Annotated in this window: 16 protein-coding genes; 9 read left to right on the forward strand and 7 right to left on the reverse strand. The window is 65.4% G+C overall.

What is annotated here, in order from left to right; genetic code table 11:
* The first annotated feature begins 20 nt into the window (after window positions 1–20).
* The 3 genes from F0P97_RS03245 (at window position 21) to F0P97_RS03255 (ending at window position 4,555) form a co-directional block, all read left to right on the forward strand.
* Window positions 21–902 carry a TauD/TfdA dioxygenase family protein gene (locus F0P97_RS03245; RefSeq protein ID WP_182285596.1) on the forward strand — a complete coding sequence of 294 codons (882 nt, stop codon included), beginning with the start codon at window positions 21–23 and terminating at the stop codon, window positions 900–902.
* Window positions 884–1,654: a class II aldolase/adducin family protein gene (locus F0P97_RS03250; protein WP_182285597.1), complete on the forward strand. Its 771-nt coding sequence runs from the start codon at window positions 884–886 to the stop codon at window positions 1,652–1,654. The genes F0P97_RS03245 and F0P97_RS03250 overlap by 19 nt, the downstream gene beginning before the upstream one ends.
* Before the next feature lie 417 nt (window positions 1,655–2,071).
* Window positions 2,072–4,555, forward strand: coding sequence for a heavy metal translocating P-type ATPase (locus tag F0P97_RS03255; protein ID WP_182285598.1), 2,484 nt, complete (start codon window positions 2,072–2,074; stop codon window positions 4,553–4,555).
* Between the two features lie 57 nt (window positions 4,556–4,612).
* Here F0P97_RS03255 and F0P97_RS03260 read toward each other — a convergent pair whose 3' ends face one another.
* The 5 genes from F0P97_RS03260 to F0P97_RS03280 all read right to left on the reverse strand — a co-directional run bounded on the left by F0P97_RS03260 (window position 4,613) and on the right by F0P97_RS03280 (window position 9,593).
* A complete protein-coding gene (locus F0P97_RS03260; protein ID WP_182285599.1) occupies window positions 4,613–5,320 on the reverse strand; it encodes a riboflavin synthase subunit alpha in 708 nt (235 codons plus the stop codon).
* 234 nt (window positions 5,321–5,554) lie between these two features.
* Entirely contained in the window at window positions 5,555–6,430 is an 876-nt protein-coding gene (locus tag F0P97_RS03265) for a hypothetical protein (RefSeq protein ID WP_182285600.1), read from the reverse strand.
* Between the two features lie 137 nt (window positions 6,431–6,567).
* The gene (locus tag F0P97_RS03270) at window positions 6,568–6,747 is read right to left on the reverse strand and encodes a hypothetical protein (RefSeq protein WP_012836954.1); all 180 of its coding nucleotides are present in this window, start codon (window positions 6,745–6,747) and stop codon (window positions 6,568–6,570) included.
* Window positions 6,748–6,939: 192 nt separating this feature from the next.
* Window positions 6,940–8,178, reverse strand: coding sequence for a PLP-dependent aminotransferase family protein (locus tag F0P97_RS03275; RefSeq protein WP_182285601.1), 1,239 nt, complete (start codon window positions 8,176–8,178; stop codon window positions 6,940–6,942).
* On the reverse strand, window positions 8,175–9,593 hold the full coding sequence (locus F0P97_RS03280; RefSeq protein WP_182285602.1) for a VOC family protein: 1,419 nt from the start codon (window positions 9,591–9,593) through the stop codon (window positions 8,175–8,177). The genes F0P97_RS03275 and F0P97_RS03280 overlap by 4 nt, the downstream gene beginning before the upstream one ends.
* Window positions 9,594–9,764: 171 nt before the next feature.
* Here F0P97_RS03280 and F0P97_RS03285 point away from each other — a divergent pair, with 171 nt between their 5' ends.
* Window positions 9,765–10,682: a LysR family transcriptional regulator gene (locus tag F0P97_RS03285; RefSeq protein WP_034381395.1), complete on the forward strand. Its 918-nt coding sequence runs from the start codon at window positions 9,765–9,767 to the stop codon at window positions 10,680–10,682.
* Window positions 10,683–10,809: 127 nt separating this feature from the next.
* Here F0P97_RS03285 and F0P97_RS03290 read toward each other — a convergent pair whose 3' ends face one another.
* Window positions 10,810–11,721 (reverse strand): transporter substrate-binding domain-containing protein, encoded by a 912-nt coding sequence (locus F0P97_RS03290; protein ID WP_182285603.1) that lies wholly within the window; start codon window positions 11,719–11,721, stop codon window positions 10,810–10,812.
* A 472-nt stretch (window positions 11,722–12,193) separates the two neighbouring features.
* Here F0P97_RS03290 and F0P97_RS03295 point away from each other — a divergent pair, with 472 nt between their 5' ends.
* The gene (locus tag F0P97_RS03295) at window positions 12,194–12,871 is read left to right on the forward strand and encodes a DUF2760 domain-containing protein (RefSeq protein WP_182285604.1); all 678 of its coding nucleotides are present in this window, start codon (window positions 12,194–12,196) and stop codon (window positions 12,869–12,871) included.
* A 3-nt stretch (window positions 12,872–12,874) separates the two neighbouring features.
* Window positions 12,875–14,851: an Hsp70 family protein gene (locus F0P97_RS03300; RefSeq protein WP_182285605.1), complete on the forward strand. Its 1,977-nt coding sequence runs from the start codon at window positions 12,875–12,877 to the stop codon at window positions 14,849–14,851.
* Between the two features lie 253 nt (window positions 14,852–15,104).
* On the opposite strand, the gene F0P97_RS03305 is transcribed toward F0P97_RS03300, so the two are convergent.
* Window positions 15,105–16,136, reverse strand: coding sequence for a porin (locus F0P97_RS03305; RefSeq protein ID WP_182285606.1), 1,032 nt, complete (start codon window positions 16,134–16,136; stop codon window positions 15,105–15,107).
* A gap of 196 nt (window positions 16,137–16,332) precedes the next feature.
* Here F0P97_RS03305 and F0P97_RS03310 point away from each other — a divergent pair, with 196 nt between their 5' ends.
* The 3 genes from F0P97_RS03310 (at window position 16,333) to F0P97_RS03320 (ending at window position 20,868) form a co-directional block, all read left to right on the forward strand.
* Window positions 16,333–19,206 carry an Hsp70 family protein gene (locus F0P97_RS03310; protein ID WP_182285607.1) on the forward strand — a complete coding sequence of 958 codons (2,874 nt, stop codon included), beginning with the start codon at window positions 16,333–16,335 and terminating at the stop codon, window positions 19,204–19,206.
* A 195-nt stretch (window positions 19,207–19,401) separates the two neighbouring features.
* A complete protein-coding gene (locus tag F0P97_RS03315; protein ID WP_182285608.1) occupies window positions 19,402–20,430 on the forward strand; it encodes a Bug family tripartite tricarboxylate transporter substrate binding protein in 1,029 nt (342 codons plus the stop codon).
* Between the two features lie 12 nt (window positions 20,431–20,442).
* The gene (locus tag F0P97_RS03320; RefSeq protein WP_232538112.1) at window positions 20,443–20,868 is read left to right on the forward strand and encodes a DUF2809 domain-containing protein; all 426 of its coding nucleotides are present in this window, start codon (window positions 20,443–20,445) and stop codon (window positions 20,866–20,868) included.
* The last annotated feature ends 1 nt before the right edge of the window (window position 20,869 follow it).

The raw sequence follows: 20,869 nt of genomic DNA on the forward strand, positions 1-20,869 counted from the left end.
TTGCATAGAGGAGAAAGTCCATGTCATCCCCCATCTCGGTTCAGATTCTCGGCCCGCGCATCGGTGCCGAAGTGCTGAAGCTGGACCTGGCAGACCCGCTGTCTGCGCAAACCTTGCAGGAGCTGGAAGCCGCCCTGCTCAGGCACGAAGCACTGGTGCTGCATGTGCCCGATATGACGCCCGACCAGCATCTGGCGATCGCCGGGCATTTCGGCGAGGCCGAAGTCCATACTTTCTATCCCAATCTGGGGCAGGGCTATGAGCAGATCACGGTCATCGACTCCAAGCTCGGTGACCGCGCCGATATGTGGCACCACGACGAGAGCTTTCTGCCCAGTCCGCCCATAGTCACCATGACCCATGCGCGCATCCTGCCGCCCACGGGGGGCGATACCTGCTGGATCAGCATGACCAGTGCCTACGATGCGCTTTCGCCGAAGATGAAGCAGTACCTCGATGGCCTGAGTGCCTGGCATGACATGAACAGGCCCATGACGGCGGCGCTGCAGCATGGCATCTGCACGCACGAGCGCTATGTGGAGGTGGTCGCGCAGAACCGTCGCCAGTTGCACCCCATGGTGCGCGTGCATCCGCTCACGGGGCGCAAGGCGCTCTACGTCAGCCCCACCTATGTCACGCATATAGATGGCCTGCCGCAGGCCGAAAGCCATGCCATCCTGGCCTATCTGCACGCGCACTGCATGCAGGTGGAGTTTCTGTTCAAGCACCGCTGGGTACTGGGCGATATGGTGATCTGGGACAACCGCAGCGTGGTGCACAACGCCATCATGGACTACGCCCCGCACCAGCGCCGCATGCACCGTGCCTCGGTGTTTGCGCGCCAGACCGCGGCTGCCGATCCACACAACAATCAGGGGGTTGCATGCGCTACGACGGCTTGAATCAGGAGCTGCTCTCCAAATACGCACCCCGTCCCGGTCGCAAGCCTTTGCTGCCGCAACTGACCGAGCGCCAGCAGGTCGCGCTGCTGTGCCGCGTGCTCTCGCGCGAAGGCTATAACGACCATATCGCGGGCCACGTCACGCTGCGCCTGGATGACGGCAGCTATCTTGCCAACCCCTGGGAGCTGACCTGGAGCGAGCTGACGGCCTCGGACATCCTGCGGCTGGATGCACAAGGCCAGGTGATCGAGGGCGAGTGGAATATCACTCCGGCCATTCGATTGCACATGGACGTGCATGAAAAGCGCCACGATGTGCGCGTGGTCATCCACAACCATCCCGAATGGAGCTCGGTCTGGTCGGCCACGGGCAGGGTGCCGCCCGTGTATGACCAGACCTCGGCCCTGGTCGATACCGACCCCGTGGTCTATGACGAATACCGGGGTACGGTGGAGCAGCGCGAGCTGGGCAATGCTGTGGCCAGCGCATTGGGCCAGAGCAAATGGGCGCTGCTGGCCAATCATGGTGCGCTGGTGGTGGGCGAGAGCATTCGACAGGCGCATCTGCGTGCCATCACGCTGGAGTGGCGCTGCCGCCTGGCCTGGCGGGTGCAGGCGCTCGGTGGCGGCACCCCCTTGAGCGATGCCGTGAGCCAGGCCACCGGAGCGCGCACCGACCTCAACGGCTTTCCCTTTCTCTGGGAGGCCATGTGCCGTGAGGAAATCCGCCGCGATCCCTGCGTGCTGGAGTAGGTCCGGGCTCTCTTCGCGCTCGCACCGTTGGCTGCTGGCGCGAAGCGAAGACTGCATCGATCTGTCGAAAGCGCTTTCCGTCCGTCCATGATTTGCCGATACCGCTGCGTCCGCTGCTCAATACTTCAGCAGGCGCTGCGACATTGGATGTGTTCGCACATGAGCCGCAATTGTCCGAGGCTTTGGTCGACCTGCCCAATACGGCGCTGATGCCGTACATGGCAAGCTCCACCCGCAAAGGCTTGCGGGCACATGCTCGCGTAGGCCCAGGCGCATCTGGTGGAGTATTTCGGAATGCCGCAGCACACAGGCTGAAGCATTGCATGTTTGCACCATGCGGCAGAGGTTTTTGCCGAGGGCTTGACCTTTACATGATGTCAATCTCTACAGTAGCCTTCAACGTGAATGGAGAACGCGATGAATGCACTGACCAAAAGCGGAGCCTTTGAGTTGTCTGTGGAAGGAATGACCTGCGCATCCTGCGTGGGCCGGGTGGAGCGGGCGCTCAAGAAAGTGCCTGGTGTGCAGGAGGCCGTGGTCAATCTGGCCACGGAAAAAGCCAGCCTCACCGTGGCCGATCCGGCGCAGGCTGCGGCCATCCTGCCGCAGGCCGTGGCGGCGATCGAAAAGGCGGGCTACGCGGTGCCCGCGCAAAGCGTGGACCTGCAGGTGGGCGGCATGACCTGTGCGTCCTGCGTGGGCCGTGTGGAGCGTGCGCTCAAGAAAGTGCCCGGTGTCCAGAACGCCGTGGTGAATCTCGCGACCGAGCGTGCCAGCGTGCAGCTGCAGGGCGGCGTGACGGTGGGCGCTCTGATCGCGGCGATTGAAAAGGCCGGCTATGAAGCGCAGCCCGTTGCGCACAGCGCCGACGCGACTGGCGAGGACGCCACAGCCCAGCGCCAGGCGCAGGAGCGCGAGTCGCTCAAGCGTTCGCTGATCTTTGCGACCCTGTTCGCACTGCCCGTGTTTCTGCTGGAAATGGGCGGTCACATGGTGCCGGCCTTCCATCACTGGATTGCGGGCAGCATCGGCACGCAGAACAGCTGGTACATCCAGTTCGCGCTGACGGCCGTGGTGCTGTTCGGGCCGGGCCGGCGCTTCTTCGAGAAAGGCGTGCCCGCCTTGCTGCGCGCTGCGCCCGACATGAATTCTCTGGTCGCCGTGGGCACTTCGGCGGCATTCGCCTATTCGGTGGTCGCGACCTTTGTGCCGCAATGGCTGCCTGCAGGTACGGTGAATGTGTACTTTGAAGCCGCGGCCGTCATCGTCGCGCTGATCCTGCTGGGCCGCTTTCTGGAGGCGCGTGCCAAGGGCAATACCTCGGAGGCCATTCGCCGCCTGGTGCAGCTGCAGGCCAAGACTGCGCGCGTGCGCAAGGGCGGCATGGTGCAGGAAATCGACATTGCCCAGGTGCGCGCCGGCGACGTGATCGAAGTGCGCCCCGGCGAGCGCATTCCCGTCGATGGCCTGGTCATCGAAGGCCGCAGCTTTGTCGACGAATCCATGATCAGCGGCGAGCCCGTGCCGGTCGAGAAGGCTGCAGGTGCCGAAGTGGTGGGAGGCACGGTCAATCAGAATGGCGCGCTGGCTTTCAACGCTACAAAGGTGGGGGCAGACACGCTGCTGGCGCAGATCATCCGCATGGTGGAGCAGGCCCAGAGCAGCAAGCTGCCGATTCAGGCCCTGGTGGACAAGATCACCATGTGGTTTGTGCCGGCCGTCATGGCAGCGGCCCTGCTGACCTTTGTGGTCTGGCTGGTCTGGGGTCCCGATCCCGCGCTGAGCTTTGCCCTGGTCAATGCGGTGGCCGTGCTCATCATTGCCTGCCCCTGCGCCATGGGGCTGGCCACGCCGACTTCCATCATGGTGGGAACCGGCCGTGCCGCGCAAATGGGAGTGTTGCTGCGCAAGGGCGAGGCACTGCAGCAGCTCAAGGATGCCAGGGTGGTGGCGGTGGACAAGACCGGCACGCTGACCCGTGGCCGTCCCGAGCTCACCGATCTGGTGCTGGCCGATGGGTTTGAACGTGCCGTCGTTCTGGCGCAGGTAGCTGCCGTGGAAGACCGCAGCGAGCACCCGATTGCGCGCGCCATTGTCGATGCTGCCAAGTCAGAGGGACTGGAGATTCCATCCATCAGCGACTTCGCATCGGTGACCGGCTTCGGCGTGCGTGCCGTGGTGCTGGGCGATCAGGTGGAGATTGGTGCCGACCGCTTCATGCGCGAAATCGGCCTGAGTGTTGACGGCTTTGCGGCTGAGGCCGAGCGCCTGGGCAGCGAAGGCAAGACGCCTCTGTATGCCGCCATCGGCGGCAAGGTGGCGGCCATGATTGCCGTGGCCGATCCGATCAAGCCCACCACCAAGCCGGCGATCGATGCCTTGCATGCGCTGGGCCTGAAAGTGGCCATGATTACCGGCGACAACCGCCACACGGCCGAGGCGATCGCCAGGCAGCTGGGCATTGACGAGGTGGTGGCCGAGGTCCTGCCAGGCGGCAAGGTCGAAACCGTAAAGCGTCTCAAGGCCGAACATGGCACGCTGGCCTATGTGGGCGACGGCATCAACGACGCACCGGCCCTGGCCGAGGCCGATGTGGGCATCGCCATAGGCACGGGTACCGATATCGCGATCGAGGCTGCCGATGTGGTGCTGATGTCGGGCGACCTCTCGGGCGTGCCGAATGCGATCGCGCTGTCCAAGGCCACGATGAAGAACATTGGAGAGAACCTGTTCTGGGCCTTTGCCTACAACGTGGCGCTGATACCGGTGGCGGCGGGTCTGCTCTACCCATTCAACGGCATGCTGCTGTCGCCGGTGTTTGCGGCCGGAGCCATGGCACTTTCCAGCGTATTTGTGCTCTCCAACGCGCTGCGGCTCAAGCGCTTCAAAGCCGTCCTCTGAAAGCAGGGCATGGGGTGGGCGCCGGAAGATGTTCTGACGCTTGCCCCGCATCCGGGACTATGGCTTGGGCAGCTGCGGCACATCCACAAAATCGTCGAGGCTCAGGCCTTTTTCCTGCAGCAGGGCTTCGAGCACGGGCTTGAGCCGGCCCAGGCTGGCCTCCACGGTTTCGCGCACGGTATCGACCACCACCTGGGTGCTGCGTTCGATCTCGATATTGACCAGATCGCCGACCTTCTTGCCGCCGAACACCGTCATGCGCAGGGTTTCGGGAATCAGCCAGACCTCGAACCAGCCCTCCTTGCGGTTCACTTCGGCCACCGTCAGGCTGGCGCCGTTGACGGCGATATAGCCCTTGGCAAACACATAGGGGCGGAAGGCCTCGGGAATGCCGAAACGGATCTTGTGATTGGTCTCGGTCTGCATCACCTCCAGCAGCGGCGCCATGAAGTCCACATGGCCCGACAGCGGGTGGCCGCCAATCTCGGCACCGTCCCTGGCGGCGCGCTCCACATTGAGCGTGTCGCCGGCCTTGCAGCTGCCCAGCGTGGTGATGTTCAGGCTTTGCAGCATCACATCAAAGCTGGCGCTGGTGGGTGAGAGGTTTTCGGTCACCGTCAGGCAGACGCCGTCGTGCGAGACGCTGGCGCCAATGGCCAGATCCTGGCAGAAGCCTTCGGGGAACTCCATGATGAAGGTGCGCAGGCCGTCCTGGTCGCGCAGCGCGGCAATTGTTGCCACGGCCTGAATGATGCCGGTAAACACGGGGCAGACTCTCTTATCAACAGGCGGGCGCCAGGCGCTGGCCTTGGGTCAAAAAAGCTATTTTGCCTGTGTTCTGCGTAGCGGGCAGAACGTCTGCTGCACTGTGAGAAGGGCCGCTTGCTCAGGGACGCCGAGGAAGGGCCTGGCCGGCCGCGCCGCCCCGCACCGAGGGTGTCGTCCCCCTTCGGCGTAGCCAGAGAGGGGGAGGGCGGGGCCGCCCAGGCGCGCAGCGCCTCAGGGGGTGAGCGCCGCATTTTCCCAGAAGCCGCTGATCAGCGCCTCGGGCTTTTTCAGTGCACGCACCCAGGCGCAGTCGGGCCAGGCCTGCATCTGCACATTCATGCCGGCAAAAACGCCGTAGCCCGGGCCGGCCGCGATCTCGCCATCGGCCTGCAGGGTCTCGCCGCTGCGGATGCTGCAGGCCGCGCGGATATCGCCCTGGGCCTTGATGCCCCAGCCGGCCTGAATATGGTTGCCGCACAGGATGTCGTCGTTGCCGGCAATGCCATGACCTACATCGAGCAGGCCCTGCACCTCGATGGCGCCACCCGCTTTCAGGCCCTTGCCGCAGTGCATATCGCCTTGCACCTGCACTTGCTGGCCGATATGGGCATTGCCTTTGAGCTTCACGTGGCTGCCGACGCTCAGCTCCCAGCCGCAGCGCAAGTCTTCGGCGCGCAGCTCGCCTTCGACTTCCACGCTCCAGGCCGCCTTGATGCTGCCGCCGGCCTGCAGCAGTTCAGCCGCGAAGATGGCGCCGCCGCATTGAATGTCCTCGCCCGCTTCCAGCTTGCCCGCCCGTATGCCGCCGCCCGCCTGCAGGCTGCGGCCCACCAGCAACTGGCCGGGCACGCGCACATCGCCATGCACTATCAGCGTGCCGGCATAGACGAAGTTGTCGGCCTCCAGGTGCTCGAGCTCCAGCACGCTGTTGGTGGAGCCGAAGTTCTCCAGCAGCCAGCGTGCATCTTCCACGCGGCCTGCGGCCACCTGGGTGTCCATGGCTGCCTGGTAGTCGCCGCCGGCCAGGTTGTTGCGTACAAACCAGCGATAACCCATGGCACAGGGATTTTTGCCGCGCAAGAAATTTTGAGTGAGTTCCATGTCCATGGCTGACCTCCGGATCGTCCTTTGAGCAAGATGCGGTGCGCGTGACAGTACGGACGCCGAAGATGTGGACGTACCTCTCCCATGCACCAGGGAAATGCTGTTTGGGAAGGCCGTGCGGAGGATGTGAGCTGTGTGCTTCAAGCCATCCGCACGGCGGCGGAAAGCATGGCCGTGACACCGCTCAGGCTCACGAATGCAGTGGGAATGCCATGGCGGCGTGTGTGCAGCGCACGCAGCACGCAGGCACGCGCGGGCAGCTCTGCGGCGAGGGCAGAGCGGCGCAGGCGGGCGGCGGTGGACAGGTGCAGGCAGGCCATGGCAGAGAAGATGTCTGAGCCCCGATTATGCCGCGCAGCCCGGGCCGGTGCAGCCGGGCTCCTGTATCTCCGTGCTTTCATGGCGCTGTGCATGGTTTGGCGCCGCGCAAGGGCCGCACCGCAGCGTCTTTGCCGTCCCCTCCGGCGAAGCCAGAGAGGGGGAAGACGCGAAGCGGCACAGGGTGCCTTATCTCAGCGGCTTTGCGCTGCGGCCCGGCACAGGCGTTCCACGGCCTGCGCGATCTGCGGCACCTCGGGCGCGGCAAACGACATGCGCAGCGTGTGCAGGTCGGGGTCGGCCGGATAGAAGGCCTTGCCTGGCACATAGACCACGCCCTGGGCCACGGCGGCGTCGAAGAGCTTCTGCGGGTCGATGCGGTGGTCCAGCTCGGCCCAGACGAACATGCCGCCCGTGGGGCGCGAGCAGCGTATGCCGCTGTCCGGCGCCGCGTCCAGGCCCTGGACCAGTGCCAGCATGCGGCGCTGGTATTCCTGGCGCGCGCGCTGCACGGTGGCCGGGTAGCGGCCGCTGGCCAGATAGCAGGCGGCCACCGACTGCGTCAGCGGCGAGGTGCACAGGTCGGCTGTCTGCTTGGCCACCGTGCAGCGGCGCAGCAGCGGCGCGTCGGCCAGCATCCAGCCCACGCGCAGCGCGGGGGCCACGGTCTTGGACAGGCTGGACAGATAGATGACGGGGTTGGTGCCGGGCCCGGCCAGGCGCTCGCCCGCGGCGCGCACAGTGCCTGGCATGGCCTGGGGGACGTCGCCGGGCTCGTCGAAGCGCAGCTCGCCATAGGGATCGTCCTCGACTACCCAGAAGCCGTGCTGCCTGGCCAGTTGCACCAGGGTTTCGCGGCGCTCCTGCGCCAGCAGCGTGCCACGCGGGTTGGAGAAGTTCGGCACGGTGTAGAGCAGCTTGGGGCGCTGGTCGGCGGGCAGCGCGGCCAGCACATCGGCCAGGGCTTCGGTCTGCAGGCCTTGTTCGTCCATGGGGATGGGCAGGATGCGTGCCTGCGCCAGGCGCAGGGCCTGCAGCGTGGCGGGATAGGCCGGCACCTCGACCAGCACCGTGTCGCCGGGCTCCACGAGCACGCGCACCAGCAGGTCAAAGGCCTGCTGCGATCCGGTGGTCACGAGGATGTCGGCGGCCGTCGCCTGCATGCCGCGCTCGTGCGCCTGCTGCGCCAGGGCCTCGCGCAGCTCGCCCATGCCTTCGGTGGCGCCATATTGCAGCGCGCCCGGGCCCTGGGCCATGGCCTGCGCAGCGGCCAGGGCCAGGCCCTCGGCATCGAAGAGGCTGGGCGATGGATAGCCGCCGGCCAGCGAGATCATGCAGGGACGCGAGAGATAGGGAAACAGCTCGCGTATCGGAGATCCCGCAGGCTCGGCAAACACGGCGGCAAAGGGAGCCAGTGCGCTGTCCTGACTCATGCCGCAGCTCCCGCCAGCATCCCGAGAACCTGGGCCCTGGATTGCTGCTCGGAGGCCTCGTACAAGGCGATTTCGTCATGCACGCTTGCGCCCAGCGCGTTCTCGAAGACCTGCTGCGCGGCATGGGCCTGGTATTGCTTTTGCTCCTCGCCGCCGAGGTTGGACTGGAAGATGCCGGCCGCGCTCACGGGCAGAAAATCCTCATAGGTAATCGGCTCGGCCTGCACCAGTCCCTTGCCGATCAGCGCTTCCAGGTCTGCCTCGGCAGCGTCCTGGGGCAACTGGGCCTGAGCCTGTTCGGTCAGGCGGTAGCGGTAGAAAGCCAGGCCCTGGCGGCGCAATTGCTCGTGCGTGTCTGGAAACTGCGTGAAGACCTGTTGCAGGCGGTGTGCATAGTCGGGCGCGGCGCTGCCCGCGCTGTCTATGCCGCGCACCAGGCCCAGGAGCTCGTCGTACAGGGCGCGGCCCTTGCGTGTCAGCGCTACGCCGCGCTGCTCGATCTCGCCAAAGCGGGCGGTATGGGCGCCGGCACTGTCCGCGTTGGCGTCGGCATCGGTAAAGCGCACGGCCTCCTTGAGCGCCTTGAAGCTGGTCTGGCGCAGCAAGATAGGGCAGGCGCGCTGTGGCGGGCCTTCGACCACGTCCTTGGCATCCATGCCGCGCGTGGGCATATCGGCCTGGGCCATGTCTATGTCCAGCGTGCGTGGCGTCAGATGGTTGATGTGCGGGCCCTTGAAGCACACCACATCGGCGACCAGGCGGTGGGCTTTTTGCAGGGCGTTGTAGGTGGCGGCGTCCACGGTGGCATCGCTGTGCCAGCGGAAGGTCTCCAGGGTCTGCTGCACAAAGGCGTCTGCGTCGCTGCTGTCCAGGCCTCCGTCACGCTCGGCCTGGGCAATGAGCTCCAGCGCGCGCGGCGTGAAGATGCGACGGCGCTGGAGGATTTCGGCAGCCTGCGCGCGCAGTGCCTCATCGGCAATCAGCTCCAGGCGCAGCAGCGAGGTGAAGACGCGAAACGGGTTGGCCAGCAGCGCCTCGTCGTGTACGGGGCGAAAGGCCGTGGAGTGCACGGGAACGCCGGCCACCGAGAGGTCGTAATAGCCCACGGGCTCCATGCCCATCACGGCGAACAGGCGGCGCAGCGTGGCCAGTTCCTCGGCCGTGCCCACGCGGATGGCGCCATGGCGCTCCACATCCAGGCGCTCGAGCTCGCCGCTTTTGCTCATGCGCTGGCGCAACTCGGGGTCGGCCTGCAGGGCCAGGGCGTTGATATCGGCCACCAGGTCGATCAGGGTCCCGTACTGGGGCACTTCCTTGCGATACATCTCGGACATGGCCCGCGAGAAGCGCGTGCGGATCTCGTTGGAGGAGACAAAACGGGCAGCGGTGGAGGAGGCGTGGGGCGTGGCGCTCATGACGAAACAGAAGGGTCTTGGGTTCGTGGGATGGCTACGCCGCTGGCGTGGCCGCAGGAATATCCAGGATGTTGTGCGCCGTCATGACTTTGGTCAAACGATAATCCTGCCTTCAGGTCATACCTAAATGGAATGAACCTGCTGGCAGTCCCACACTTACCGGTTCCTTCCATGCAGCTATCCCGTCGCTTTCTGCCCCCCATGTCCCTGCTCTGCGCCTTCGAGGCCTCGGCGCGGCATCAGAGCTTTACTGCGGCCGCCGCCGAGCTGCATCTCACGCAAAGCGCCGTCAGCCGCCAGATCCGCGCGCTGGAGGAGCGGCTGGGCACGGAGCTGTTCGTGCGCGAGCGCCAGACCGTGCGCCTGAGCGCTGCGGGCCAGGCCTATGCGCAGGAGATCCGCGCCGCCCTTGCGCGCATCTCCAATGCCACGCTGGGCTTTCGCACCAATCCGCAGGGCGGGAGCCTGAACCTGGCGATCCTGCCGACCTTCGGCACGCGCTGGCTGGCGCCGCGGCTGCCGCAGTTCTTCAGCGCCCATCCTGGCATCACCATCAATCTGACGACGCGGCTTTCGCAGTTCGATTTCCAGCTCGAAGCCGTGGATGCAGCCATTCATTTCGGTCTGCCGAACTGGCCGGGCGCGGAGCTGGAGTTTCTGATGAGCGAGACCGTGGTGCCGGCCTGCAGTCCCGATGTGGCGGCCCGCCATGGTTTTGCCCGGCCACAGGATCTGCTGCGCGCGCCACTGCTGCATCTGGCGTCGCGTCCCGACGCATGGCAGCGCTGGTTCGGCAGCCAGGGTTGCCAGGGCGGCGATATGCAGGGCATGCTGTTCGATCAGTTCGCCACGGCGGCGCAGGCGGCGATTGCCGGCGTGGGCGTGGCGCTGCTGCCCAAGTTTCTGATCCTGCGCGAGCTGCAGGCCGGCGATCTGGTCCAGGCCCTGCCGCAGCTGCCCGAGGTGCAAAGCGCCGAGCGCTACTACCTGGCCTGGCCGACCAGCCGCTCGGCCTATCCGCCGCTGCAGGCCTTCCAGGGCTGGCTCAAGCAGGTTGCGCAGGAGTTCGCTTCCTCTGCACCGCTGTAATGGAAAAAAGGAGCTGCCAGCGCAGCTCCTTCAAGGGATTCAGCCATGAATATGCCTGAAGTGATTTATCAACAGGCGCAACCAGCTATCAATAAAGCATGGCTTCAAGCACAGGCCAGTGGTTGCTTCAGCTGTTGTAGGCTTCCAGTGGCTTGTCATTGGGCGCTTGCAGCAGCTGCTTGAGCGTCTCGCTCATGGGCAGGTTCAGCGGCATTTCCTTGGGCGGAATGGGCTGCATAAACCATTTGTCGTAGATCTTCGCCACCTCGCCGGACTTCATCATGCGCACCAGGGCATCGTCCACGGCCTTCTTGAAGCCGGGATCGTCCTTGCGCATCAGCAGCGCGATGGGCTCCGATCCCAGCGCCTCGCCCACGATCTTGTAGCCTCTGGGGTCCTTGGAGTTGGCGATCACGCCGGCCAGCAGATTGTCGTCAAGCACGAAAGCGTCAGCGCGGCCGGACTCCAGCATCAGAAAGCTCTCGAAATGGTCCTTGCCCAGCTGGGTCGGCAGCTTCACATTGTTGTCATGACTGTATTTGCGCAGCAGCTGCACGGCGGTGGTACCTGCCGAAGCTGCCACGGTCTTGCCGTCCAGCTGCTTGAACGAGGTCACGGGCGAGTCCGCACGCACGGCCATGCGCACCTGGCTGACATAGGTAGTGACGGCAAACGAGACCTGCTTCTGGCGGCTGAGGTTGTTGGTCGTGGGGCCGCAGCCCAGATCCACCGTGCCGTTCTGCACCAGCGGCATGGTGTTCTGCGCGGTGATGGCCATGTATTCGATCTTGGCACTGGGCGCGATCTGGGCCAGAACCTTCTCGCACAGCTCCACGTGGTAGCCGGTGAAGCGGTGGTTGGCGCCTATGGCATAGGCCATGGGGGCCGAGCTTTCGCGCACGCCGATGACCACCTTGCCGGTCTTCTGCAGTTTTTCCAGCGTGCTGCCGGAAGTGGTCTGGGCCTGGACGCCAGCGGCGGCCATGGCGGCTACAAGGGCGGTACATGCCAGCGTTATGTTCGCGGTCATCAGGCGCATGGGGGAGGTCTCCTCGGAAAGTGGGCGTATGGAAAACGCAATGCAGTTGTTGTTCGGTCGTTCCTGGTGCCGCGCATTGCTGCAGCCCTTGAACCGGCAGGACCTGTGGCCGCAACGGCCTGTGTGTCAATGTCCTGCAGCAACTATCCGGCAAATGGCGGCGGCTTCATAACGATGAAACGGAAGAAGGTCATGCTTGCGGCGTATGACCCGGCAGCGCGCGTTCCGGCGCGGCAGCCGGAGCGGCAAAGCCATAGCGGGAGGGCAGATCGGGCTTTTTGGGTAATATCTGCGCCTGTTGCACAGGCCCGCGCGCATTCTGCATTCGTTTGCGACGCGTCCAGCCTTGTATCGCCAGGGCCGGCCGTGCTGCTGCCGCCTTGTCAGGCTCCGTTTTCGGTTCGCGCAGCCCAGCCCGCAAGGGCGCCACAGAATGGTTGTGCGTGCGTGAACCCGTTTTGAGACAGACTCCATGACTGCCAATACCCCCCCCTCATTCCTGAGCCGCATCGCCATCGCGATCGGCAGTTTCTTTGCCATCCTCGGTAACGGCCGTCTGGCCGCCGACGTGAACCGTGTGCGCGCCGGTGAGGCCTTTGCCGCCGACGTTGCGCCCAAGGAAGTGCGCGTGGAAGTGCCGGTCGAGAAGATCGTCGAGGTCCGTGTCGAAGTGCCGGTCGAGAAAATCGTGGAAAAGACCGTCGAGAAGTGCGTCGAGGTTCCGGTCGAGAAGCTGATCGAAAAAACCGTCGAGGTGGAAAAACTCGTCGCCACCGACAGCGCCGCCCTGCAACTGCTGGGACTGATGCAGCGCGAGGCCCGCTTTGTGGACTTCATCCAGGAAGACGTCGCCCCCTATACCGATGCCGAAATCGGTGCCGCCGCGCGCGTGGTGCATGAAGGCTGCCGCAAGGTGCTGCGCGAGCATTTCACGCTCTCCCCTGTGTGCAGCGAAGCCGAAGGCTCGCGCATCACATTGCCGGCCGGCTTTGACGCCGCTGCCGTGCGCCTGACGGGCAATGTGCTCGGCCAGCCACCGTTCACCGGCACGCTGTCCCACCGCGGCTGGCTGGTGACGGAGGTCAGGCTGCCCCAGCTCATCGACATTCAGGCCGCCAAGGTCATCGCCCAGGCCGAAGTGGAGCTGTGAGCCATGAACATGTTTGCCTCCATCGCCGCATCGGGTGCGGCCAGTCAAGCTGCGAGCACTCCTGATTCCGTGGCTGCTGCCGCTCAGCTGCAAGGCCCAGCAGGCCAGGCCCAAGCCCAGTCTGCCGGCGCCAGCTACAGCATCGGCATCGATCTGGGCACCACCCACTGCGCGCTGTCCTATGTGAACAAGACCGCCAGCGATGGCGAGAAGGTGGTGCAGGGCGTGCTGGACATTCCCCAGCTCACGGCTCCCGGCAGTGTCGAGGCCAGGCCCCTGCTGCCGTCCTTTCTCTATCTGCCGCACGAGAGCGAGCTGACCGAGGCCGAGCGCAGCCTGCCCGGCGCGCCCGGCGACTTCATCACTGGTGAATTCGCTCGCAGCCGTGGCGCGGCCACGCCCATCCGCCTGGTGAGCAGCGCCAAGAGCTGGCTCTGCCACCCCGGCGTCGATCGCCGTGCCGGCATTCTGCCCGCCGATGCTCCCGAGGAAGTCAGCCGCATTTCGCCGCTGACCGCTTCCACCCGCTATCTCGAGCATCTGCGTCGCGCCTGGGAGCAGGCCCACCCCGAGGCCCCGTTTGCCCAGCAGGACATCACCGTCACCATCCCGGCATCGTTCGACCCCGCCGCGCGCGAGTTGACGGCCGAGGCCTGCAAGGCCGCGGGCTTTGCCAGGCTGACGCTGCTCGAAGAACCCCAGGCCGCGCTGTACAGCTGGATCCAGGCCAGCGGCGGTCAGTGGCGCAAGCAGGTCAAGCATGGCGACATCATCCTCGTCGTGGACGTGGGTGGCGGCACCACCGACCTGTCGCTGATCGCCGTGCTGGAGCGCGAAGGCAATCTGGAGCTGCAGCGCATTGCCGTGGGCGAACACATTCTGCTGGGCGGCGACAACATGGACCTGGCCCTGGCCTATGGCGTGGCACGCAAGCTTGCGGCCGAGGGCAAGCAGCTCGATGCCTGGCAAACCCGCGCGCTGGCCCATGGCTGCCGCGCCGCCAAGGAGCAGTTGCTGGCAGATAGCAGCCTGCAGGCCGTGCCTGTGGTCGTCCCCAGCCGGGGCAGCAAGCTCATCGGCGGCAGCATCCGTACCGAGGTGACACGCGACGAAGTGCTGGCCATGCTGGTCGAAGGCTTTTTCCCCAAGGTGGCCGTCAGCGACAAGCCCAAGACCCGTGCGCGCGGCGCGCTCACGCAGCTGGGCCTGCCCTATGCGCAGGATGCCGCCGTCACGCGCCATCTGGCGGCCTTCCTGAGCCGCCAGGTCAATGCGCTGGCCGAGATTGACGGTCTGAACGGTGAGCAGATCGACGGCTCCACCTTTCTGCACCCCACGGCCATTCTGTTCAATGGCGGCGTGCTCAAGGCGCCCCAGATCGAGCAGCGCATCCTGGAAGTCATCAACGGCTGGCTGGACGACGAGGCCTGCGAGCCCGCGCGTCTGCTGGACGGTGCCAACCTCGATCTGGCCGTGGCGCGCGGAGCGGCCTATTACGGCCATATCGCCACCAGCGGTCGCGGCGTGCGCATTCGCGGCGGCACCGCCCAGTCCTATTACGTGGGCGTGGAGAGCAATATGCCCGCCATCCCCGGCATGGAGCCGCCCTTGTCCGCCCTGTGCCTGGCACCGTTCGGCATGGAAGAGGGCACCGAAGTCGCTCTGCCTGACGAAGAGTTCGGCCTGGTCGTGGGCGAGCCCGTGCGTCTGCGCTTCTTCGGCTCGTCCGTGCGCCGCAGCGATCAGGTCGGCACCATGCTGGACTTCTGGTCGCCTGAAGAACTGGTGGAGCTGCAGGAGATCGAGCTGAATCTGCCCGCCGCCGGCCGCGCGGCCGGTGAGGTGGTGCCCGTGACCCTGGCGGCGCGCGTGACCGATATCGGCACCCTGGAGCTCAATGCCGTGCCTGTGGGCGGAAGCGAGCGCTGGAAGGTGGAATTCGATGTGCGCGCAGAAACCTCTGCGGAGGCCGCCGAGTAAGGCCGCTGAGTTGCTGGACTGCGACAGCCCGCTGGCCGATTGGTTGGCGGGCTTTTTTGTTCTCTCTTTTGTTCTCTCTTTTGCGGCTGCACGTCCGGCCGAGACCCGCCCGCTGTCCGTGGCAAAGGCATGTCACAAAAAGGTTCAGGCCCAATCACGCCAGGAGCAAGATCATCAAGCTCTTCTTTTGAGCAGCATGGCGCGCGCCACGCCCACCAGCAACATGGAGCGCGCCCGCCAATCAAGCAGAGGTCTAGAACGCGTGGCGCAGACCGACGCTCAGGCTGCTGGCATCCTGCCCATAGCCCACGCCGCCCTTGAAGTTATAGCCATAGGCCACGCCGGACCCGTTGTCGATGCGCGTGTAGGCAGCATAGAGCTTGGTGCGTTTGCTCAGGTGGTGGTTGTAGCCGAGAATCCACTGGCGCGCGCTGCTGCCGGGCACATGGCTCCATCGGCTCGCCCAGCCGTAGCCCAGGGCAAGCTCCGAAGCGCCGACCCGGTAGACCGCAGTCACGCGCGCAGCGTCACGCGTGCCGCAACCGGCACCGCCATTGCTGCACAGCGAGCCCGAGCCGTTGTCCGAGCGCTGGTAGTAGGCACCGACCTGCAGCGCATTCCAGAGGTAGTGGCCGCGCAGGGCAAACTGCTTGTCGTCACCCAGCTGGGTAAAGCCCGCGCCCAGGGCCAATGGGCCGCGTTCCCAATTGGCATAGAGGTCGTAGCCGTTCTTTTGCACGGCGCCTGTTGTCTTCTCGTGTAGCGATGCCTGAGCTTCCAATGTCAGACCAGCCATCACAGGGCTGCGATAGGCGATCTTGTTGGTGTTGCGCATCACGTAGTCATAGAGCGCATCGGCGATGGAGCCGGTGTCGTGGTTGGGCTCATCCAGTGCACCATAGTCTGCAATGCCGAAATAGGTGGCAGCACCAAAACGGCCCAGACGCAGCTTGCCAAGACTGCCCGAGAGGTTGACTTCGCTTTGACGCTGAAAGGCCAGGGCGCCGTTGCTGCCGGTACCGGCGCCGGTATCGGATTCGAAGCCGGATTCGAGCTGGAAGCCGGCCTTGAGGCCACCGCCCAGGTCTTCGCTGCCCACAAAGCCAAAGCGCGAGTTGTTGTTGAAGAGCCCGGTCAGGCTGCTGCTTCCAACCTTCTGATGTTCGACCGAGGTATTGAGGCGGCCGTAGATCTGAACGCTGCTTTGTGCCAAAGCGGCGGAAGCTCCGGCGGTGGCCAGAGCAGCGAGGAGGACACGAGACACAGTTGTTGTTTTGACTGGCATGTAGCGACTAGCCTTCGATCTTTGCTATGAAACTGGCGCGAACCTGCGCGCTTGTTACAAGGCAAATCCCGTGCCAGCCAACGTGCACTGCTTTGGACAGTTGTCGTTGCGGCTGCAGCTCATCCCGGCAGGCGGTTCGGGCATCCGGCTCTTGTTACGATCGGCGACAGAGTTTTACGCGTCTTCGTCTCAGCCCATGCATCCATCTCGCCCCACCCACGCCGTCGGCATAGACCTGGGCACCAGCCACACAGTCGTGGCAAGCGTTGCGCTGGACGGTGCGACGGGTGATATCGCGCTGCTCGATATTCCGCAGCGCAGCACGGCAGGCGAGGTCGTGGCCCAGCCTCTGCTGCCTTCGGTACGTTACCAGGCAGCAAAGGGCGAGCTGGGCGAGGCCTGGCAGCAGCCCTGGCCACCGCAGGGCGCGGATGAAGCTGCGCCTGCCGTCATAGGCCGCTGGGCGCGAGATCTGGGGGCTGCCGTGCCGGGGCGGCTGGTGGCCAGTGCCAAAAGCTGGCTCTCGCACACCGGCGTGGATCGCACGGCTGCCATCCTGCCCTGGGGGGCAGGCGAGGACGTGACCAAGGTATCGCCGCTGGCGGCATCCAGCTCCTATCTGGCCCATGTGAAAGCAGCATGGGACAAAGCCCATCCCGAAGCGCCACTGCACCAGCAAAGCGTGGTGCTGACGGTGCCCGCTTCATTTGACGAGGGTGCACGTGCGTTGACGCTGGAGGCCGCGCAGATGGCAGGTCTGCCGCGCGTGCAACTGCTGGAGGAGCCCAAGGCCGCGTTTCACGACTGGCTGGTGCTGCAGGGTGATGAGCTGGCCGCGCAACTGGCGGACAGCCGGCTGGTGCTGGTGGTGGATGTGGGCGGGGGAACTACCGATCTGACGCTGATCCGCGTGGATGCATCGGCCGACGGCGGCCTGCCCACGCTGACGCGCACGGCTGTCGGCGAACACCTGATGCTGGGCGGCGACAACATGGATCTGGCGCTGGCCCATCAGCTTGAGACTGCGTTTGCGGGCAAAGCGGGAGACCAGGGCCAGAGGCTGTCCGTCCAGCGCTTTGCCCAACTGGTGCAGCGCTGCCGCATGGCCAAGGAGCAGTTGCTGGCGCAGAACGCGCCAGAGCAGATCGGCATCACCTTGCTCGGGGGCGGCAGCAAGCTGCTGGCGGCGACTCAAAGCGTCACGTTGACCCGCGAGCAGGTGCGGCAGTCGGTGGTCGACGGCTTTTTGCCGGTCGTGCAGATCAGCGATATGCCCGCCAGGCGGCAGGGCGCGCTGCGCGGCTTTGGTCTGCCCTATCCGGCCGATGCGGCCATCAGTCGTCATCTGGCGCAATTTCTCGCCCAGCATGCAAGCGGGGGGCTGCCCGATACCGTGTTGCTCAACGGCGGCGTGTTCCACGCCCATGCCATGGTGCAGCGTCTGACGGAATTGCTGGGCCGCTGGCGCGGCAGGCCGGTGCGCGTGCTGCACAACCCGCACCCGGACTGGGCCGTGGCGCGCGGTGCGGCGGCCTATGGGCTGGCCCGCCATCAGGCAGAGCTGGCGGCGACTCAGGTTGCCGCACCCAACCCGCCCGAAGCACGGGCCGGGCAGGCATCAGCAGCGATCAAAACCATGGTGCCGCGCATTGGCGGCGGTTCGGCACGCAGCTACTGGTTGCTGCTGCCGGGCAAGAGAGGCGAGGCTCCGCAAGGCCTGTGCCTGCTGCCGCGTGGCACGGAAGAGGGCGTGCGCATGGTGCTCTCTGGCCGGCGCTTTGCGCTCAAGCTGGGCCAGGCCGTGCGCTTCAGTTTGCTGGCCAACAGCCAGAGCCATGTGCCTGCGCAGCCCGGCCAGATTGCACCTTTGAGCGGTGAGGGCTGGGTAGAGCTGCCGCCCTTGGTCACGGTGCTGCCCGCGCCCGAAGGTCGGGCTGCGGCCCAGGTCGAGGTGCAGCTGCAAGCCTGCATGAGCGAGGTCGGCACGCTGGAAGTGCGCTGCGTGGCCGTGCCGGATGCAGGCCGGTCCTGGTTGCTGTCTTTTGCCGTGCGTGGTGCTGCAGCTTCCGAATCAATAGCTGACAACGTAGATGCGCAAAGCGCTGAGGACCGGAAATCTTCAAATTCTTTGATGGCCAGGCTGCCCGAAGCCGTGGCCCTGGTGGATCGCATCTTCGGCACGCAGGCGCAGGAGGTGACGGCCCGGGAAGTGCGCCAGCTGCGCCAGTCGCTCGAGAGAGTCCTCGGCCCGCGCGAGGGCTGGGAGCTGGGCCTGCTGCGTGCTTTGTTCGATGCGCTGCTGGCCCGTTCCAGGCGCCGCCGCCGCACGGCCGACCATGAGCGCGTCTGGTTCAATCTCGCAGGCTGGTGTCTGCGCCCCGGCGTGGGTGCAGAACTCGATGGCTGGCGCATAGACCAGGTCTGGTCCTTGTATGGCCAGGGCCTGGGTCATGCCAAAGAGGCCGCCAACTGGACGGAGTGGTGGGTGTTCTGGCGTCGCGTGGCGGCGGGTCTGAACGAGACCCGGCAGATGGAGCTGCTCGAAGACGTGGCCGGCCATATGCACAAGGCCGTGCAGCAGAACACGCGCGGCAAATCCAGCCATGGCAGCTATGACGACATGCTGCGCCTGTTCGCGGCCATGGAGGCCGTGCCCTGGCAGTACCGCCAGGAAATGGGGCAGTGGATGCTGCAGCGCCTCAGGCGCGAGGATGAAACCGTGCAGACCTGGTGGGCCATAGGCCGCCTGGCGGCACGCCAATCGCTGGCCGCCAACGCCCATCTGGTGATGCCGCCCGAGGCGGCTCTGGAGTTTGTGAGCGCCACGCTGGCCCAGGACTGGCGCAGGAACGAAACCGCGATGTTTGCCGCCGTACAGATGGCCCGCATGACGGGTGACCGCGCGCGCGACCTGCCCGATGCCATCAGAGCGCAGGTGCTGGAGAAGATGCGCAGCAGCGGTGCGCCCGAGCGCTGGATGACCATGGTCGAGCAGGTGGTGCAGATGGAGGCCGAGGACCAGAAGCGCAGCCTCGGCGACAGCCTGCCGCCGGGCCTGGTGCTGCTTTGATGAGGTCGATCCGCCGCAGCCAGGCTTGGGGTCACTGCATTTGCAGGAGGCTGCCCCTGCCAAACGCGATGGCTGAACAGTGAGCGCTGTTCAGGCCCTCCGGTCAGCGATGCAAGAATGGCCTGTTGCATGGGACGACAGGCCAGCATGGAGGGCTGGCAGCATCCATGTCCACCACCACAGGAAATGATTGCCATGAAGTTTGAAGAAGCTGCGCGCACCGAGATGGCGCGAAACGCTGTTTTTATCTCCGGAAACCAACGCCGCTCGCTGCTGCTTGCGGCGGTGGCTGCCGTGGTGGCGGCTCCTCTGACGCAAGCATTGGCGCAGGGCGGCAACTGGCCTGCCAAGCCGATTACCTTTGTCGTGCCTCAGGCACCGGGCGGTGCCAACGATGTGATTGCGCGAGCCGTGGCGCAGGGGCTGGAGAATTCGCTGGGCCAGCCCGTCATCGTGGAAAACCGCGCCGGTGCCAACGGCAATCTGGGCACGGGCCAGGTGGCGCGCAGCGCGGCCGACGGCTACACCTTTCTGGTGACGGCGCAAAGCGCCTACACCATCAATCCGGCGCTTTATTCCAGGGTGCCGTTCGATCCCATCAAGGATTTCACCCCCGTAATGCAGCTGGCCGTCGCGCCTTATCTGCTGGTGGTGAACCCGAACTTTCCGGCCAAAAATCTGGACGAGCTGGTGGCCTATGCCAAGGCGCATCCGGGCAAGGTGGAATACGCCTCTGCCGGCAACGGCACGCTCAACCATCTGCTGGGCGAGATGCTGAAAAAACAGAAGAACGTGAGCCTGCTGCATGTGCCTTACAAGGGGGCATCGGCCGCCGCCACCGATGTGGTGGCCGGCCAGTTGCCGGTGACCTTTGGCAGCTTTCCGGGCGTGATGCCTTTTGTCAGCAGCGGCAAGCTGCGCGTGCTGGGCGTGGCGTCCGACAGGCCGACCTCGCTGGCACCCGAGATCCCCGTGCTGGGCAAGGGCCTGGCCGTGACCAGCTGGTACGGCTTGTTCGCACCGGCCGGTACGCCGCAGCCGGTGGTGGACAAGCTTTATCAGGCCGTGAAGACCGTGCTGGCAAGGCCCGAGATGGCCGAACGCCTCAAGACTCTGGGCGCCGAGCGCGTGGAGTCCACGCCGCAAAGCTTCAAGGACATGCTGCCGGCCGAGCTGGCGTACTGGAAGCAGGTGGTCAAGGACTCCGGCGCGCATATCGACTAAAGGGGACGCAGCTTGTTGATTCATCTGGCCGCTGCCGGACCCTTTCGTCGCTCACGGATGGTGTTGACCCTGCTCATTGCGGCGGTCATCGCCATCGGGCTGGCCTCGCGCCGGGGCTACGTGCCCTTTCCCGTCGTGCTGGGCAACTATCCGGGCGATGCGCTCTGGGCCTGGGTGCTGCTGCTGTGCGTGGCCTGGCTGCGGCCGACCATCACGCGCGGCAGGCTCATGGCCTGGTCACTGGTCATCGCCTTTGCCATCGAGTTCCTGCAGCTCTATCAGGCCCCCTGGATGCAGGCCCTGCGTGCCAACAAGCTGGCCTATCTGGTGCTGGGCAACGGCTTCGATCCCCTGGATCTGCTGGCCTATGTCGTGGGAATCGGTGCGGGCGCCATGGTGGACCGGCTCTGGGAGAAGCGGCAGCGTCGCCTTGCCTGAG

This window comes from Comamonas testosteroni, assembly GCF_014076415.1.
Taxonomy (GTDB): domain Bacteria; phylum Pseudomonadota; class Gammaproteobacteria; order Burkholderiales; family Burkholderiaceae_C; genus Comamonas; species Comamonas testosteroni_F.